Here is a 14,024-nt window from a genome sequence, read left to right as displayed (position 1 = left end):
GGCGGGAATGGGGCATGCACCGCACGATCTGATCTTTCCGCCGGGATCATGTCATGATCGCGGCGATATCCGGCAGCCTCGATGGCGCCGGATTCGCGTTTCGGCCGCACGGCGAACCTACTGCAGACAGGACCATGAGCGACAGCCTATCCATCAGCCTGACCGGCATCACCGACCTTCCGCCCGGCAAGATCGCGGCAATCGTCACGTCTCTCGAGATGTTTGCGCCGCCGGCCAGGCGGGCCGATCCGCCCGGCCTGTCGGGCTTCTCGCTCGAGCCGATCGGGAGGGACGATGTCGCGCGCTACCTCGCGATCTATCGTGTGCTCGGCGAACGCTGGATGTGGTTCAGTCGGCTGGTCAAGCCCGTAGCGGAGATCGAGGCGATCCTCGCCGATCCCGCCGTCGAGTTCTTCGCCGTTCGGGCCGATGGCCGGGACGTGGGATTGCTGGAGCTTGATTTCCGCGTCCCGGGAGAAGGAGAGCTCAGCTTTTTCGGGCTGGACGAATCCGTGCTCGGCCGCGGCGCCGGCCGTTGGCTGATGAATCGGGCGCTGGAACGGGCCTGGGCGCAGCCGATTTCGCGCTTCTGGGTGCATACTTGCACGCTCGATCATCAGAGCGCGCCGGAATTCTATCAGCGCTCGGGCTTCACGGTCTTCAAGCGCAGTGTCGAGGTCGACGATGATCCGCGGCTGAAGGGGCATATGCCGCGCGACTGCGTGCGGCACCATCCGGTGATCGAATGAGAAAAGGGGCGGGAGGCCAACGGCCTCCCGCCCCTTTTTGCATGCAAGGCCCCTGAAGCCAACGGTCAGGCGCGCGAGCGCAGCCCGATCGAATCCATCATCGACTGGTCGCGCGCCGCTTCGGCGGCTCGTTCGGAGGCACGCTCGCGATCGTCGAGAATCTCGACCTTCTTCATGTCCTCGAAGGCTTCCTGAAGCTCGGCCTTGGCTTCATCGAGCTGGCCCTTCAGATTATCCGCCGACTGCCGCAGGTTGTCGCGGCGCCCAAGCGCTGCCTTGGCATAGGTCGGATAGGCGAAATGAGCTGGGTCGGAAATACCGGCCCGTGTCTCCTCGCTCTGGATCTCGCGATCCAGATCGGTCGCCATGCGATGGAAATCCGCAATCATCATCTCAATCTGGCTTACCCGGCGACGCTTTTCGTCCACCTGGAAGCGTTTGAGACGCAAGAGGGTCTCTCGCGACTTCATGTCGTGTCCAACTCCTGGTTACGCATGGCGGCTCCCCGACCCCTCGGTTCGCCGCCGGAACTTGATCCGCGAGACGAAAAGTACAATGGCGCAAGGAGGTTGACCGTTTCTTACCGAGGCAGCCCGCTTTCGACGCATATTGAGTCCGCGTCGCCGCTGCTGCCGTGGCCTGAGCGTCCCCTATAGACTCTGCGTCTGTTACCAGGGCGTTCGCCCGTCTTTCCCTGCCGGATCGCTTTCCTTTGCTTGCCCTATCACGCCTTCCGGAGCACTGGCCGCTGCTCAGCGGCCTCGCTCTCACCCGCATCATCGGCTGGGGATCGACCTATTACGCACCGTCGGTTCTGGCCGCCTATCTCGATCGCGAACTGGGGATGAGCGGGGAGATCGTCTTCGGGGGCATCACCATCCTGCTCGTGACCGGTGCTGTGGTCGCGCCGATGGTCGGGAGACATCTCGATCGTCGCGGAACGCGACGCGCCATGTGTGTCGGGGCCGTCATCTGCGCGCTGGGCCTTGCCTTGCTTGCCGCTGCACAGGGGCCGATCAGCTATCTCGCGACCTGGTTCGTCATCGGTATCGGTCACTCGCTGACGCTCGCCAATGTCGGCAATGTCACAGTGGCACAGCTGATGGGTGCGCGAACGCGTCGCGTCATCGGTGTGATGATGCTGGTCACGGGGCTTGCCTCCAGCGTGTTCTGGCCGTTGTCCGCAGCCCTTTGCGCTGCCTATGGCTGGCGTGTGGCCCTGCTCATCTTTGCCGCGATCCAGATCGCGATCGTGCTGCCGATCCATCTCGCCATCCCGGGCACACCGCCCCAGGCGCCCGCTGCCGGCCCGACAGCGGCGGCTGTGCCTGCCGATGAGGGCAGGGTGTCTGCGCAAGAGCGTCGCCCGATCTTCTGGCTGCTGGCCTTCGCCTTTTCGGCAAGCGGGTTGGTCTCCTGGGGCCTGCCCCTCCATCTCATCGGCCTGCTGGAGAATACCGGGCTGACCAGCGCCACGGCTGTCACGATCGCTTCGCTTGGCGGTCTTGCAACGCTTGTGGCAAGACTGGTCGATGTCCTGGCCGGGGAGCGCTTCGCGGTCGAGCGCGTGGCCTTGGTCGGCCTCGTGCTCGGGCCGCTCTCCTGCCTGTTCATGGCGCTGGCATCAGGGACCGCTCTTTCAGCCATCGGCTTTGTCGCCGCCTTCAACGCCGCCATGGGCGTCATCGCCGTGGCACGCGCCACCTTGCCACTTTCGCTGTTTGGCCGGCGCGGCTTTGCGACCATGCTCGGGCGGTTGACGGTGCCGCAGAACCTGACCTTCGCAGCGGCGCCTCTGCTTTTTGCGGTGATGATCGAACGTTTTGGCAGCAGTGCGACGCTGATGATCTCGGCGGCCGTCCAGACCTTCGCGCTGGTAGCGATGCTGGTCCTGGTGCGTCGCGTCAGCTCGCCATGATGGCTGCGAGCCTGGCGTAGCCGTCCCCCAGCGTCGTCGCCTCGTCCTTGGCCTGTTTCAGGAAGGCTTCGAGCTGCGGGTTGAGCCGGATGGCCTCGTCGACCTCCGCCGATGCGCCCTGGCGATAGGCGCCAAGCCGGATCAGCTCCTCCATGTCGGAATAGGTCGCGAGCGTCGCGCGGGCCTTCTGGACGACGGGATAGTAGGAGGGGTCGCAGGAGCGCGGCATGGTGCGCGACACGGATTTCAGCACGTTGATGGCGGGGTAGCGTCCGCGCTCCGCAATCGAGCGTTCCATGACGATATGGCCGTCGAGAATGCCGCGGACCGCGTCGGCGACAGGTTCGTCATGGTCACCGCCGTCGACCAGCACCGTGAACAGTCCGGTGATGGCACCTTCTCCGATGCCGGGGCCGGCGCGTTCGAGCAGGCGTGGCAATTCGGCGAAAACGGTCGGTGTATATCCCTTGGTCGTTGGCGGCTCGCCGGCGGCAAGGCCGATCTCGCGCATCGCCATGGCGAAGCGCGTGACCGAGTCCATCAGGCACATCACCTGTGCGCCCTGGTCGCGGAAGTATTCGGCCAGGGTGAGAGTGGTGAGCGCGGCCTGCTTACGCATCAGCGCCGGCTCGTCGGAGGTGGCGACCACGACCACGGAGCGCGCCAGACCCTCGGGGCCGAGGTCGTCCTGCAGGAATTCCTGAACCTCGCGACCGCGCTCGCCAACGAGCCCGATGATGTTGACATCGGCACGCGCGTATCGGGCCAGCATGGAGAGAAGAACCGATTTGCCGACGCCCGAGCCGGCAAAGATGCCCATGCGCTGGCCAAGGCAGCAGGTCAGGAAGGCGTTGAGCGCGCGAACGCCGAGATCGAGCGGGGAGCCGACGCGGCGCCGCGCATGCGCGGGCGGCGGGTCGGCGCGGTAGGCGCAAAGATGTTCTCCCTGGGGCAGGGGCGGGCCGCCATCCACAGGTCTTCCGAGCGCATCGACAACCCGGCCGAGCCAAGCATTGGTCGGCCGGATGCCCGGGGCCGCCTGATCCACATAGGCAGGGCAGCCGCGGCGGACACCGTCGAGGCCGCCATAGGGCATCACCAGCGCTTTTTCGCCGGAAAAGCCGATCACTTCGCAGGGGACACGCGTTCCCGGTGCGATCTCGATCTCGATGCGCCCGCCAAGGCTCATCGCGCCGATCGGCCCGGAGACCTCGACCATCAGGCCGCGCACGCCCGTCACCCGGCCGAAAATCGTTACAGCGTCGAGGTTGCCGATTGTGGCGGCGAGGTCGGATAACCTGTCTGTGCCGTGCTTTGCGACGCTCATTCCCCGTCCCGTCAATCTTTCATTTACCTCTGTGATTAACACTGTGCATCGAGGCTGTGTCGTGTCGCAGGGGCTTTTCGTCCCTGTTCCTCGAAATAGTCCTCCGCGAAAGGCGATTTCGCGGGCGAAGGTCTCCCGATCCGTGTCAATTTCGACTCACCTCGACAAGGATCGTTCACTTTCTCCCTGGAAGCGCTTGCGCTCGGGAATCACGGTTTGTTAACCATTTTCCCAGTAGCGTGTCGTGTGGCGTTTCATCGGGCAAGCGCCTGGTCGTCCAGAGCCATGAGGGTTCGGATGAGAATGTGGTCGAGCTTGCCTCGGGGCGAAATTGGGGACGTGACATGCGGGTTCTGCTGATCGAGGACGATAGCGCGACCGCCCAGAGCATTGAGCTGATGCTCAAATCAGAGAGCTTCAACGTCTATACGACCGATCTGGGCGAAGAGGGTGTCGATCTCGGCAAGCTCTACGATTACGACATCATCCTCCTCGACCTGAACCTGCCGGATATGTCGGGCTACGAGGTGCTGCGCTCCCTTCGCGTCGCGAAGGTGAAGACGCCGATCCTGATCCTCTCCGGCCTTGCCGGCATCGAGGACAAGGTGAAGGGCCTCGGCTTCGGCGCCGACGACTATCTCACCAAGCCCTTCCACAAGGACGAGCTGGTTGCGCGCATCCACGCCATCGTGCGCCGCTCGAAGGGGCATGCACAATCGGTCATCACCACCGGTGATCTCGTCGTCAATCTCGACACCAAGACAGTCGAGGTCGATGCCGCCCGCGTGCATCTGACCGGCAAGGAATACCAGATGCTGGAGCTGCTTTCGCTCCGCAAGGGCACGACGCTGACCAAGGAGATGTTCCTGAACCATCTCTATGGCGGCATGGACGAGCCGGAACTCAAGATCATCGACGTCTTCATCTGCAAGCTTCGCAAGAAGCTCGCCAATGCGTCCGATGGAAAGAACTACATCGAAACCGTTTGGGGGCGCGGCTATGTGCTGCGCGAGCCGAACGAAGTCGAGGAACGCATCCCAGCCTGATCGGTGTCATCCGGTCGTCACGAACGGATGCGACAAGAGACACAGCCTGATCGTCGGATGTACACGACAGGTTGACGGGACCCCGCCGAGAGGCGGGGTTTTTGTTTGTGACAACAGTGGTTGAAGCATCGGTCCGAGAAGTGGATTGGGCCCGAAAAGTGGATTGCGGTTTTCGAGGAAGCCGATGCAAACACGTTAGATCATCGGACGGGATACGATATCCGCTCCGATGATCTATAGGCGGGTGCCAATCACGGCTGGTGGGCGCGACCGATCGAAGGGGTAGCCTAGGGCAGGCGACTGAGCCTTGCCGGAGCGGCCGTCGCGGTAGAGGCCGCGATGCTGCTTGTCCGGAACGATGCTGGTGGTGATGCCGATCACTGTTTCGGCGGCGCCAAGCAGGAAGGCTCCGTCCGGGGCAAGCCGCTGGGCCAATGCGGCCATGACCCGCGCCTTGGTCGGAACGTCGAAATAGATCAGGACGTTGCGGCAGAGGATCACGTCGAAGAGGCCGAAATGACCGCTTGGTTCGAGCAGGTTATGCTGCCGCAGCTCAATCATCGCGCGAATCTGCTCCGAGATGCGCCATTTGTCGCCTTCCTGCCGGAAGTGCTTCAGCAGGAGTTGGATCGGCAGGCCGCGTTGGATCTCGAATTGGGTGTAGAGCCCCCCGCGGGCACGCTCCAGAACTTCGGCGGAGATATCGGTTCCGACGATCTCGATCTTCCAGCCCACCAGCTGCGCCGCCATCTCGTCCAGTATCATGGCGAGGGAATAGGCTTCTTGTCCGGTCGAAACCGCGGCGCACCAGATCCGCAGGGACCGGTGGGCAGCATTCGCGGCGAGTTTCTCAGGGAGGATCACATTGCGAAACAGGTCGAATGGGGTCCGGTCGCGGAAGAACAGGGTCTCGTTCGTCGTCATGGCCTCGACGACGGCATTCTCAAGGCCGCGATCGCCTTCGAGCCGGAGGCGCTGCACAAGCGGACCGAGCCCCGCGATATTTCGCTTTCGGCAGAGGATACCGAGCCGGCTCTCGACGAGGTAGCGCTTCTCGGTGCTGAGAGAGAGACCTGAACGCAGGTGCAGTAGCGTGCGCAGGAAGTCGAAATCGGCCTCCGTCATGCGGGGTATCCTCCACGCACAAGCGCACGAATGGCCGGGCCGATGCCGTCGAGCGCAACGACGGTGCTGGCATGGCGGGCGCGCACGACAGAGCCGGGCATGCCCCAGATCGTGCTCGACATTTCATCCTGTGCGATCACGGCGGCTCCGGCGCGCCGCAAGGCGCCTGCGCCGTCCGTGCCGTCACTGCCCATCCCGGTCATCACCAGGCCGAGGGCGGCCGGACCGAGGTGATTGGCAGCTTCGCTGAAGAGCACATCGACGGCGGGCCTGCAGAAGCGCACGGGCGGCCCGTCGCCGATGCTCGCGACGATGTGGCCGAGCCTGCGATCGATACCGAGATGGCGCCCTCCCGGCGCGATATAGACCGTGCCGCGACTCAGCCTTTCGCCATCGAAAGGCTCGCGTGCCCTGACTCCGATCTGCCCGGAGAGCTGTTCCGCGAAGGATGCCGTAAAAAGCGGAGGCATATGCTGGACGACGAGGGTCGTCAGGTCCTGGAGGCCTTCGCCAATATCGGTGAGGACCTTGGCCACGGCGCGGGGGCCGCCTGTCGAGGCGCCGATGACGAGGTAGCGCGGCATCATCGAGATCAGCGGTCTGAGATCCGTGATGCCGCTCGGCAGACCCGGTTCGGGCGGGACTTCGCTGAACGGCAGCAACGCCTCGTGCGAGGATTGTGCGATGCTGCCGAGCTTGGTCAGGAATTCGCTCCGGAAATCCAGCGACAGCGTCATGCCGGCGCGACTTTCAGGCTTGGGCAGCACGTCCATGGCACCCATGGTCATGCCCTGCAGGGCGAGCCGGGCGTTGCGTTCGGTCAGCGTCGTGGCCAGCAGGATCGCGGTCTTCGGGCTCTCCCTGACGATCTGGGGCAGCGCTGCCAGCCCGTCGAGGCCGGGCATGTCGAGGTCGAGAACCATGATGTCGGGGCGGTAGCGCGTGGCATGCTCCACGGCCATCTCACCATCGCCAGCCACCGCGACGACATGAAACTGGCCGCTCTCGCCGAGCCAGCGTGCGAACAGCCCGCGCACGACGACGGAGTCGTCGGCGATGACGACGGTCTTCGGACGTATGGCTGTTCTGCCATGGCTGGATGAGCGAGGGCTCACCATTCGGCACGACCCCTGTGCGTCGAGTGCAGGGCTGGCTGAGCGGGCCGCGAACGGCCCGCCGAAGAACATGCCGCGACAACGCCGGCCGCGGCGCGGCTTGTCACAGCAGGCCGACCTGATGGAATTTGGAAGCGACGATCTCCTTGTCGAACGGCTTCATGATGTACTCGTCGGCGCCGGCGTGCATGGCGCGTGCGATATGGGCAATGTCGTTTTCGGTCGTGCAGAAGACGACCTTGGGGCGCTTGCCACCTGGCATCTGCCGCAAGGTGCGCAGGAAATCATAGCCGTCCATGATCGGCATGTTCCAGTCGAGCAGCACCGCATCCGGCATCTCGCCCTTGCAGGCATCGATCGCCCGGGCGCCGTCCTCGGCTTCCGCGATCCGGAACTGGAGCCCCTCGAGAATGCGGCGTGCGACCTTGCGGATCACCGCTGAGTCATCGACGACGAGGCAATATTTCATGATCACTCTCCAGAATGGGCGGGCCGCGGCTCAGGCAGCCAAAGGCAGGTCGATTTTCAGCACGGCGTCCACGTCGAGCACGACGAGAAGGCGGTCTTCGAGGCGGTGGACACCGGCCGCCAAAGAGGCCCAGGCGCGGTCGAGATGGACTGGCACCGGCTCCAGTGTGGAATGATCGAGACGGATCACCTCGCCGACCGTGTCAACGATCAGTGCGTAGGCTTCTCCACCGTGATCGATCCCGACCGCAACCAACTCCGGGGCTCCGTTCTGCAGGGGCTCCCGGCCGAGGCGCTTGCGCAGGCAGATTGCGGTCACGACCCGCCCGCGCAGGTTGAGCAGGCCGATAATCTCGGGTGGCGCCAGCGGCACCGGTGTGATGCGGCTGGTATTGAAGACATCCTGCACGCGGCCGATCGGCAGGCCGAGCAACTGCTCGCCAATGGTCACGGTGACGTAGTCGAGGGATTCGGTGAAGCCCATCGCGTCGGGCGCCGGACGTGCGCTGCTCGGCTTTGGGCTCATGCCGCCTGCCTCAACCTGGAGTGGCTCTCCGCCAGCTCGGCGAGCAAGGCGCGGCGATCGAACTTTGCGACGATGGCGTCCATGTGCGCCTGCGCTGCGAGCGCATGGAGCTCCGGGGTGGCGAAGGTCGTCATGCCGAGGATGCGGAACGCATCGCCGCCTTCGCCGTGACGCAGTTCGGCTGCGAAGCCGAGCGCTGCATCGGTGTAGCGGTCGAGATCGATCAACACGCCGTTGAGCCCGCCAGCCGCGACATGCTGCCGGGCGCTGGCGATATCGGCGGCCAGTGTTACGCGAAGTCCCGCGGCCTTCAGGACGGGGGCCAGCATTTCGCGCAGGAATTCGGATGGCTCGACCATGAGGACATGCGCGCTGCCGGCAAGGCCTTCGCGGCGGCTCGCGCGCAACCAGTTCGGATCGCCCTTGGGCAGGTAGTGAGCCAGATCGAGGATCTCGGTGGCGCGCCCCCTGATGATGGCCGACCCTACGGCACCCTGGTCGAGCATGGCCTGCAACTCGACATCGAGAATCTCGTCAACGATGTCGACGATCGCGTCGACTGCGAGACCCATGGTCAACTCGCCTTCCGCGATGATCACGAGTGCCTGCAGGCCCTTGCTCTTCACGTGAGTCTCGCCGACGGGGATGACCGGCATCAAACGGCCGCGATAGTTCAGCAGCACGCGACCGCCGCTGATCTCGAACCGCTCTGCCTCGACCTCTTCCAGCCGTGTGACGAGCGAGAGCGGTACGGCTTTCAGGCTGTCGGCCCCGGCGCGAAACACCAGCATGGTCGTGCGTTCACCGACTGGGGAGGGGCCGCTGGTCGCGTTCTGCTCGGGGGCATCGGCAGAGGTTGTCGCTCCGACGAGGCTTGCGACGCCATTGGGATCGACGATCAATACGACCGCGCCATCGCCAAGGATGGTGTTACCGGAGAAAATCGGGATGTGACGCAGCTTCGTCGACATCGGTTTGACGACGATTTCCTCGGTGTGGAAGACAGTGTCGACCAAAATGCCGAACTGACGTTCGCCGATCTGTGTCACCACGATGAACCCGTCATCTGCCGCCGCGGGACCGGCGTGCAACAATCCGGCAAGTGCGATGATCGGCAGCAATCGACCACGCAGCCGGAGGACAGGAGTGCCGTTGATCTGCTCGACCCGGTGATCCGCACCTGCCTTCACGCGCACGAGCTCACGTACGACGATCTGAGGGATAGCGAAGCGCTGTTCGCCGCAGGCCACGATGAGGGCCGCGACGATGGCGAGCGTGAGTGGGATCTTGATGGTGAGGGTGGTACCGACGCCCGCTGCGCTGGCGATATCGATCAACCCACCAATGGCGTCGATGTTCGACTTGACCACGTCCATGCCAACGCCGCGGCCGGAGATCGCGGTGACATTCTCCGCGGTCGAGAATCCGGGGTGAAATATCAGGCGGCTGAGCTGCGCTTCGCTCATGCGCTCGATCTCGCCATCATGGGCGAGACCCTGCTGCAGGGCCTTGCGGCGAATGCGCTCGAAGTCGAGACCGCGCCCGTCATCCGAGATCGAGATGGTGACCGACCCGCCCTCGTGATAGGCGGCGAGGCGAATGGTGCCATGGGCCGGCTTGCCGGCCGCAATACGATCGGCCGGTGGCTCGATGGCGTGATCGGCGCAGTTGCGCACCATATGGATCAGGGGATCCTTGATCAGGTCGAGGATCTGCCGGTCGAGCTCGGTATCGGCACCTTCGGTGACGAGTTCGATGCGCTTGCCGAGTTCGCCGCTGAGGTCGCGCACGATGCGCGGCAGCTTCGACCAGGCATTGCCGATCGGCTGCATGCGGGTCTTCATCACCCCGTCCTGCAATTCGGCGGTGATCAGAGACAGACGCTGAAGCGGAGCCTTCAGAGCGGCGTCATCCTGGCGGCGCGAGATTTCGAGCAACTGGTTGCGGGTCAGCACGAGCTCCGAGACCATTGTCATCAGATGCTCGATGGTGTCGACATTGACGCGAAGGCTTGCCGGCCCCGCCGAGCGGCTCTCGCGGGGGGAGGCGTCGTCGGCGGCTGCATCGTGGCGGGCGGCGCTTTCGATGCGCCCGTCCGGTCCGCGCTGCGGTCCGGGCGCGCTCTGGAAGACGAGGTCGAGGCCGTCATCGGTCGCGGATGCAGCGTGCCGGGCCAGGTAGGCGGCCACCGGATCCGACGGGCTGACCGAGGGGGACTGCGCCAGCTCCTTCTTGGCCTGGTCTGCCAGCGCTTGCAATTCGCGGATCAGGACCTCGTCGCTGCCGCTCGGTTCCTGACCCTTGTCGGCCAGTTCCGCCATGATTTCCTTGATGCGGTCGATGGTCTCCAGAATCGCGGTCACCGCAATCGCATTCACGGTTGCGCCGTCGCGGAACTGGCCCATCACGGATTCTGCCGCATGCGTCAGGGCTTCAAGACGCGGCAGGCCAATGAATCCGCAGGTGCCCTTCACGGTGTGAACCAACCGGAAGATGTTGCGCAGGATGTCGCGATTATTGGGCTCCTGTTCGAAGCGCACGAGCTCCCTGTCGACGGTGTCGAGATGCTCGCCAGTCTCGCCAAGGAACTCTTGGAGCAATTCGTCCATGCCGAAGACCATTACCCACGCAACAACGCTGCACCCATCTATGCAGCGGAAGGGTTTATGATCGGTTGAGACAGGACTGAAAGCGCGATGTTCCTGCGCTTTCGGCCGAAATGGTTCAGTCCGCCTTGTCGGCCGTGATCGTCACGGTGTCGCCGTCGATGGAGAAGGAGATCTTCATGTTCGCCGCGCGGGCGACCATGCCGGCGTAAAGCGGCTGGACGGCGTGAGCGTCGATCGTGCCGGTCTCGGAGCGGCTGGCGAGCAGTTCCTCGACATGGGCCGGAATTCGGGCATGCGAACCGGTGGCGGTGATATGGAAGCTGCCCTGCTCGCCCTCCAGGGTGGTGCGGGCGACGAGGCGTCCGCCGCGCGGCACGGCCTGTGTCGCCAGGATCAGCAGGTTGAGCACGAGCTTGACCTGATTCTTCGGCAGCAACGCGCGCGGAGCCTCCCAGTCGAGCGAGAGCTTGTCGTCATTCAGAAAGCCATTCGCGACCGTGCCGGCATCGCCGAGGTCGATCATCGCGCCCGCCGACCCCGCCGCGCCGAAGGCAAGCCGGGCGAACTGCAGCCGGGCGGACGCGCTGCGCGCGCTCTTCTTGATCAGTTCGAGCGCGAAATCTCGCATCGAGGGATCGTCTTCCTCCAGAACCTCGAGCGCGTTGACGATGGCGCCGACCGGGCTAATCACGTCATGGCAGACCCGGCTGCAAAGAAGCGCAGCCAGATCGAGCGGCTCGAGCGAGATGTCGGTCATGGCAGATGTCCTGGGAACAGCGTTTCGGGGCGCTCATGGCAAACGAAGCGCCGATAGGATAAGGTATGAGGTGATCTTGGTTTGCATGTGGTTAACTGTGTTTTGGCCAGCAGAACAGCGAATGGGCGCCCAATCCGCATGATAGCGCCCGATGATCCGCGCCTTTCCGACCGCAATGCCCTGGCTGAGAAGCTGGCCGAGGCGGCGCGCCTCAGCGGCGCCGTGCTGCTGGCCATGCGCGCCGCAAGGGATGTGCGGAGCAAGGCGGACGGTTCGCCGGTCTGTTCCGCTGACCTTGCTGCCGATCACGCCGCGAAGGCGGCCCTCACGAGGTTGCTGCCCGATTTCCCCGTGATCAGTGAGGAGAGCGTCGAATCCGCGCAGCCCGCACCCGTCTTCATTTTACTCGACCCGCTGGATGGCACACGCGAGTTCCTGGCGGCTGGCGGAAGCTATTGTGTCGCGATCGCCATTATCAGCGGCTCGCGGCCGATCGCGGGGGCGATTGCCGCGCCGGAGATCGGTCGGCTCTGGTTTGCGGGGGAAGATGCCTTTGCACAGGCCATCGCGCCGGACGGTTCAACGCTCGGGGTGGCGCAGCGCATCGTCGCCCGTCCAACGCCGGCGAGCGGCCCGGTCGTTCTGGTCAGCCGCTTTCACGGAGACGCACTCAGCAGCAGCGTTCTCAGCGCGATGTGCAAGAGTGAACAGATGCCGATGTCCTCGGCGGTGAAATTCGGCCTGATCGCCAGTGGCGAGGCCGATCTTCATGTTCGCGGAGGAACCACGATGGAATGGGATATTGCTGCTGGCGACGCGATTCTGACCGCGGCGGGCGGTGTCGTCCGGCAGCTCGATGGCAACGTGCTGCACTATGGCTGTGCCGAGCGGCAATATCGTAACCCATCCTTCGTGGCGGCCAGCAATGAGGGATTGGCCGGGCGTGCGATCGCGCTTGCGAAGGAACTGACGCCTGTCGGCCAGACGGGGCCGATGAGCTAACCTTGTAAGATTGCATCGGCTTTTCCGAAAACCGCAATCCACCTTTCGGGCCGATGCTTTAGCGAGCGATCTGCCGGCTGACGAGCTGCCAGTTGGATTGCGCGAGCTGGCGCAGGGAGGCTTCCTGGGTGAAGCGGCGCTTGTTCTCTTCACTTCGGAAGAGGAACAGCCGCGAATCAATGATCGCGAAGCGACGCGGGTCGGACTCAACCGCACGTCCATCGGCAACCGCGAGCGGGTCGAAGCCTGCAAAGGCTGGCTCGTAGATATCGGGCGAATCACGAAAGGCTTCGCGGTTGCTGGCAGTGCTGAAGCGCCAGACTGCGCCCTCGTAGACCAGCTCATAGTCCGGGCGGCCGGAAACCGCGCGCGCTTCTGCCTGATAGGCAACGGGGTCATAGCCGCGCAATGCCAGCCCGGAACGGATGTCGCGCTGCATTTCCTCGCCAATGGCAGGCAAATCCGGAAGACCATCGGGTAGCGCCGCCGGCTGAGCCAGCACCGGCTGGACCGCGATGGCAAGGGCAAGGACGCCGACCGCGATCGAAATCCAGCGCTGCCATTTTACGGCCTTCATCACAGATTCCTTTGCTGGGGGGACGGCGGGGAGCAGCTCCGCGCGATCTTCACGGGTTGGATACTCTTGGGGCGTATCAAACTGGTTACTGAATTGTCGCGCATTTGCGTGATGCCGTGCCCCGCCGCGCATCCGGCCACCCGGCCGGGATGCGACGCCTAGCCCGGAGTTTCCTCGATGGATCTCACTCGCCGTTCTCTTCTGGCCGGTGCGGTTGTCTCAGCCACCCTTGGCCTGAGCAGCCTGCCGGTCCTGGCGCAGCGCCAGAATCCGCAGTCCTTTTCCCAGACCGAGCTTGTCAGCTCCGGTCATCAATTCTTCGGCAACGTCTCACGCGGGCTTGCGCTGACGATCGAGGAGGCCGTCCGCCGCTGGGGCGAACCCAATGGCTATGTGCTTGGCCAGGAAGCGTCCGGCGCTTTCGTCGGTGGCCTCCGCTTTGGCGAGGGCACGCTGTTCACACGCAATGCCGGCGACCGCAAAGTGTTCTGGCAGGGCCCGTCCGTCGGCTTCGACTTCGGCGGAGAGGGCGCTCGCACCATGATGCTGGTCTACAATCTGCCGGTCGTTGATGCGCTCTATCAGCGATTCGTCGGCATTGATGGCTCGGTATACTTCGTCGGTGGCTTCGGCTTCACCGCAATGGCAGCCGAGGGCGTGACGCTGGTGCCGATCCGGACGGGCGTCGGCTGGCGCCTCGGCGTCAATCTCGGCTATCTCAAGTTCACGCCGCAGGCGACCTGGAACCCGTTCTGACCGGAAGGGCTCGTTTTGCTGGCCATGGCGCCGTTGTCATGGCAGGGTT

General features: G+C 64.2%; 14 protein-coding genes. 5 read left to right on the top strand and 9 right to left on the bottom strand.

Annotation, left to right across the window (positions count from 1 at the left end; all coding sequences use genetic code 11):
- The first annotated feature begins 134 nt into the window (after nt 1–134).
- On the top strand, nt 135–749 hold the full coding sequence (locus FG93_RS20870; protein ID WP_043237927.1) for a GNAT family N-acetyltransferase: 615 nt from the start codon (nt 135–137) through the stop codon (nt 747–749).
- A gap of 65 nt (nt 750–814) precedes the next feature.
- Here the strand turns inward: FG93_RS20870 and fliJ are convergent, their stop codons facing one another.
- Nucleotides 815–1,219: a flagellar export protein FliJ gene (gene fliJ / locus FG93_RS20865; RefSeq protein ID WP_043237924.1), complete on the bottom strand. Its 405-nt coding sequence runs from the start codon at nt 1,217–1,219 to the stop codon at nt 815–817.
- 242 nt (nt 1,220–1,461) lie between these two features.
- On the opposite strand from fliJ, the gene FG93_RS20860 reads away from it, so the two are divergent.
- Nucleotides 1,462–2,667 (top strand): MFS transporter, encoded by a 1,206-nt coding sequence (locus tag FG93_RS20860; protein ID WP_043237922.1) that lies wholly within the window; start codon nt 1,462–1,464, stop codon nt 2,665–2,667.
- Here the strand turns inward: FG93_RS20860 and fliI are convergent.
- Complete coding sequence (fliI, locus tag FG93_RS20855; RefSeq protein WP_052513999.1) at nt 2,654–3,994, bottom strand: flagellar protein export ATPase FliI; 1,341 nt, start codon at nt 3,992–3,994, stop codon at nt 2,654–2,656. The genes FG93_RS20860 and fliI overlap by 14 nt on opposite strands.
- A gap of 344 nt (nt 3,995–4,338) precedes the next feature.
- On the opposite strand from fliI, the gene ctrA reads away from it, so the two are divergent.
- Nucleotides 4,339–5,040 (top strand): response regulator transcription factor CtrA, encoded by a 702-nt coding sequence (gene ctrA, locus FG93_RS20850; protein ID WP_043237919.1) that lies wholly within the window; start codon nt 4,339–4,341, stop codon nt 5,038–5,040.
- 234 nt (nt 5,041–5,274) lie between these two features.
- Here ctrA and FG93_RS20845 read toward each other — a convergent pair whose 3' ends face one another.
- The 6 genes from FG93_RS20845 to chpT form a co-directional block, all read right to left on the bottom strand.
- Nucleotides 5,275–6,165, bottom strand: coding sequence for a protein-glutamate O-methyltransferase CheR (locus FG93_RS20845; RefSeq protein ID WP_043237917.1), 891 nt, complete (start codon nt 6,163–6,165; stop codon nt 5,275–5,277).
- On the bottom strand, nt 6,162–7,283 hold the full coding sequence (gene cheB / locus FG93_RS20840; RefSeq protein ID WP_043237914.1) for a chemotaxis-specific protein-glutamate methyltransferase CheB: 1,122 nt from the start codon (nt 7,281–7,283) through the stop codon (nt 6,162–6,164). The genes FG93_RS20845 and cheB overlap by 4 nt, the downstream gene beginning before the upstream one ends.
- 100 nt (nt 7,284–7,383) lie before the next feature.
- Entirely contained in the window at nt 7,384–7,749 is a 366-nt protein-coding gene (locus FG93_RS20835) for a PleD family two-component system response regulator (RefSeq protein WP_043237911.1), read from the bottom strand.
- Between the two features lie 30 nt (nt 7,750–7,779).
- A complete protein-coding gene (locus FG93_RS20830; protein ID WP_043238245.1) occupies nt 7,780–8,232 on the bottom strand; it encodes a chemotaxis protein CheW in 453 nt (150 codons plus the stop codon).
- A 38-nt stretch (nt 8,233–8,270) separates the two neighbouring features.
- A complete protein-coding gene (locus FG93_RS20825; protein WP_043238243.1) occupies nt 8,271–10,883 on the bottom strand; it encodes a chemotaxis protein CheW in 2,613 nt (870 codons plus the stop codon).
- 115 nt (nt 10,884–10,998) lie between these two features.
- Nucleotides 10,999–11,640, bottom strand: coding sequence for a histidine phosphotransferase ChpT (chpT, locus tag FG93_RS20820; RefSeq protein WP_043237909.1), 642 nt, complete (start codon nt 11,638–11,640; stop codon nt 10,999–11,001).
- A 138-nt stretch (nt 11,641–11,778) separates the two neighbouring features.
- On the opposite strand from chpT, the gene FG93_RS20815 reads away from it, so the two are divergent.
- Nucleotides 11,779–12,642 carry a 3'(2'),5'-bisphosphate nucleotidase CysQ gene (locus tag FG93_RS20815; protein WP_052513998.1) on the top strand — a complete coding sequence of 288 codons (864 nt, stop codon included), beginning with the start codon at nt 11,779–11,781 and terminating at the stop codon, nt 12,640–12,642.
- Between the two features lie 58 nt (nt 12,643–12,700).
- Here FG93_RS20815 and FG93_RS20810 read toward each other — a convergent pair whose 3' ends face one another.
- Nucleotides 12,701–13,351 carry a YHS domain-containing (seleno)protein gene (locus tag FG93_RS20810; RefSeq protein WP_152579541.1) on the bottom strand — a complete coding sequence of 217 codons (651 nt, stop codon included), beginning with the start codon at nt 13,349–13,351 and terminating at the stop codon, nt 12,701–12,703.
- Between the two features lie 45 nt (nt 13,352–13,396).
- On the opposite strand from FG93_RS20810, the gene FG93_RS20805 reads away from it, so the two are divergent.
- Nucleotides 13,397–13,975, top strand: a complete 579-nt coding sequence (locus FG93_RS20805; protein ID WP_043237907.1) for a DUF1134 domain-containing protein — start codon at nt 13,397–13,399, stop codon at nt 13,973–13,975.
- The last annotated feature ends 49 nt before the right edge of the window (nt 13,976–14,024 follow it).

Origin of the sequence: Allobosea sp. LC85 (genome assembly GCF_000735605.1) — a bacterium.
Classification (GTDB): domain Bacteria; phylum Pseudomonadota; class Alphaproteobacteria; order Rhizobiales; family Beijerinckiaceae; genus Allobosea.
Note: the sequence above shows the minus strand (reverse complement) of the source record. Positions and strands in the feature narration are given on the sequence as shown.

Bases quoted from the DNA above. Each gene is read 5' to 3' on its own strand.
- FG93_RS20845 (WP_043237917.1), bottom strand. From the start codon at position 6,165: ATGACGGAGGCCGATTTCGACTTCCTGCGCACGCTACTGCACCTGCGT.
- fliJ (WP_043237924.1), bottom strand. From the start codon at position 1,219: ATGAAGTCGCGAGAGACCCTCTTGCGTCTCAAACGCTTCCAGGTGGAC.
- FG93_RS20815 (WP_052513998.1), top strand. From the start codon at position 11,779: ATGATAGCGCCCGATGATCCGCGCCTTTCCGACCGCAATGCCCTGGCT.
- chpT (WP_043237909.1), bottom strand. From the start codon at position 11,640: ATGACCGACATCTCGCTCGAGCCGCTCGATCTGGCTGCGCTTCTTTGC.
- FG93_RS20830 (WP_043238245.1), bottom strand. From the start codon at position 8,232: ATGGGCTTCACCGAATCCCTCGACTACGTCACCGTGACCATTGGCGAG.
- FG93_RS20805 (WP_043237907.1), top strand. From the start codon at position 13,397: ATGGATCTCACTCGCCGTTCTCTTCTGGCCGGTGCGGTTGTCTCAGCC.
- ctrA (WP_043237919.1), top strand. From the start codon at position 4,339: ATGCGGGTTCTGCTGATCGAGGACGATAGCGCGACCGCCCAGAGCATT.
- FG93_RS20825 (WP_043238243.1), bottom strand. From the start codon at position 10,883: ATGGACGAATTGCTCCAAGAGTTCCTTGGCGAGACTGGCGAGCATCTC.
- FG93_RS20835 (WP_043237911.1), bottom strand. From the start codon at position 7,749: ATGAAATATTGCCTCGTCGTCGATGACTCAGCGGTGATCCGCAAGGTC.
- FG93_RS20810 (WP_152579541.1), bottom strand. From the start codon at position 13,351: ATGCGCGGCGGGGCACGGCATCACGCAAATGCGCGACAATTCAGTAAC.
- cheB (WP_043237914.1), bottom strand. From the start codon at position 7,283: ATGGTGAGCCCTCGCTCATCCAGCCATGGCAGAACAGCCATACGTCCG.
- fliI (WP_052513999.1), bottom strand. From the start codon at position 3,994: ATGAGCGTCGCAAAGCACGGCACAGACAGGTTATCCGACCTCGCCGCC.
- FG93_RS20870 (WP_043237927.1), top strand. From the start codon at position 135: ATGAGCGACAGCCTATCCATCAGCCTGACCGGCATCACCGACCTTCCG.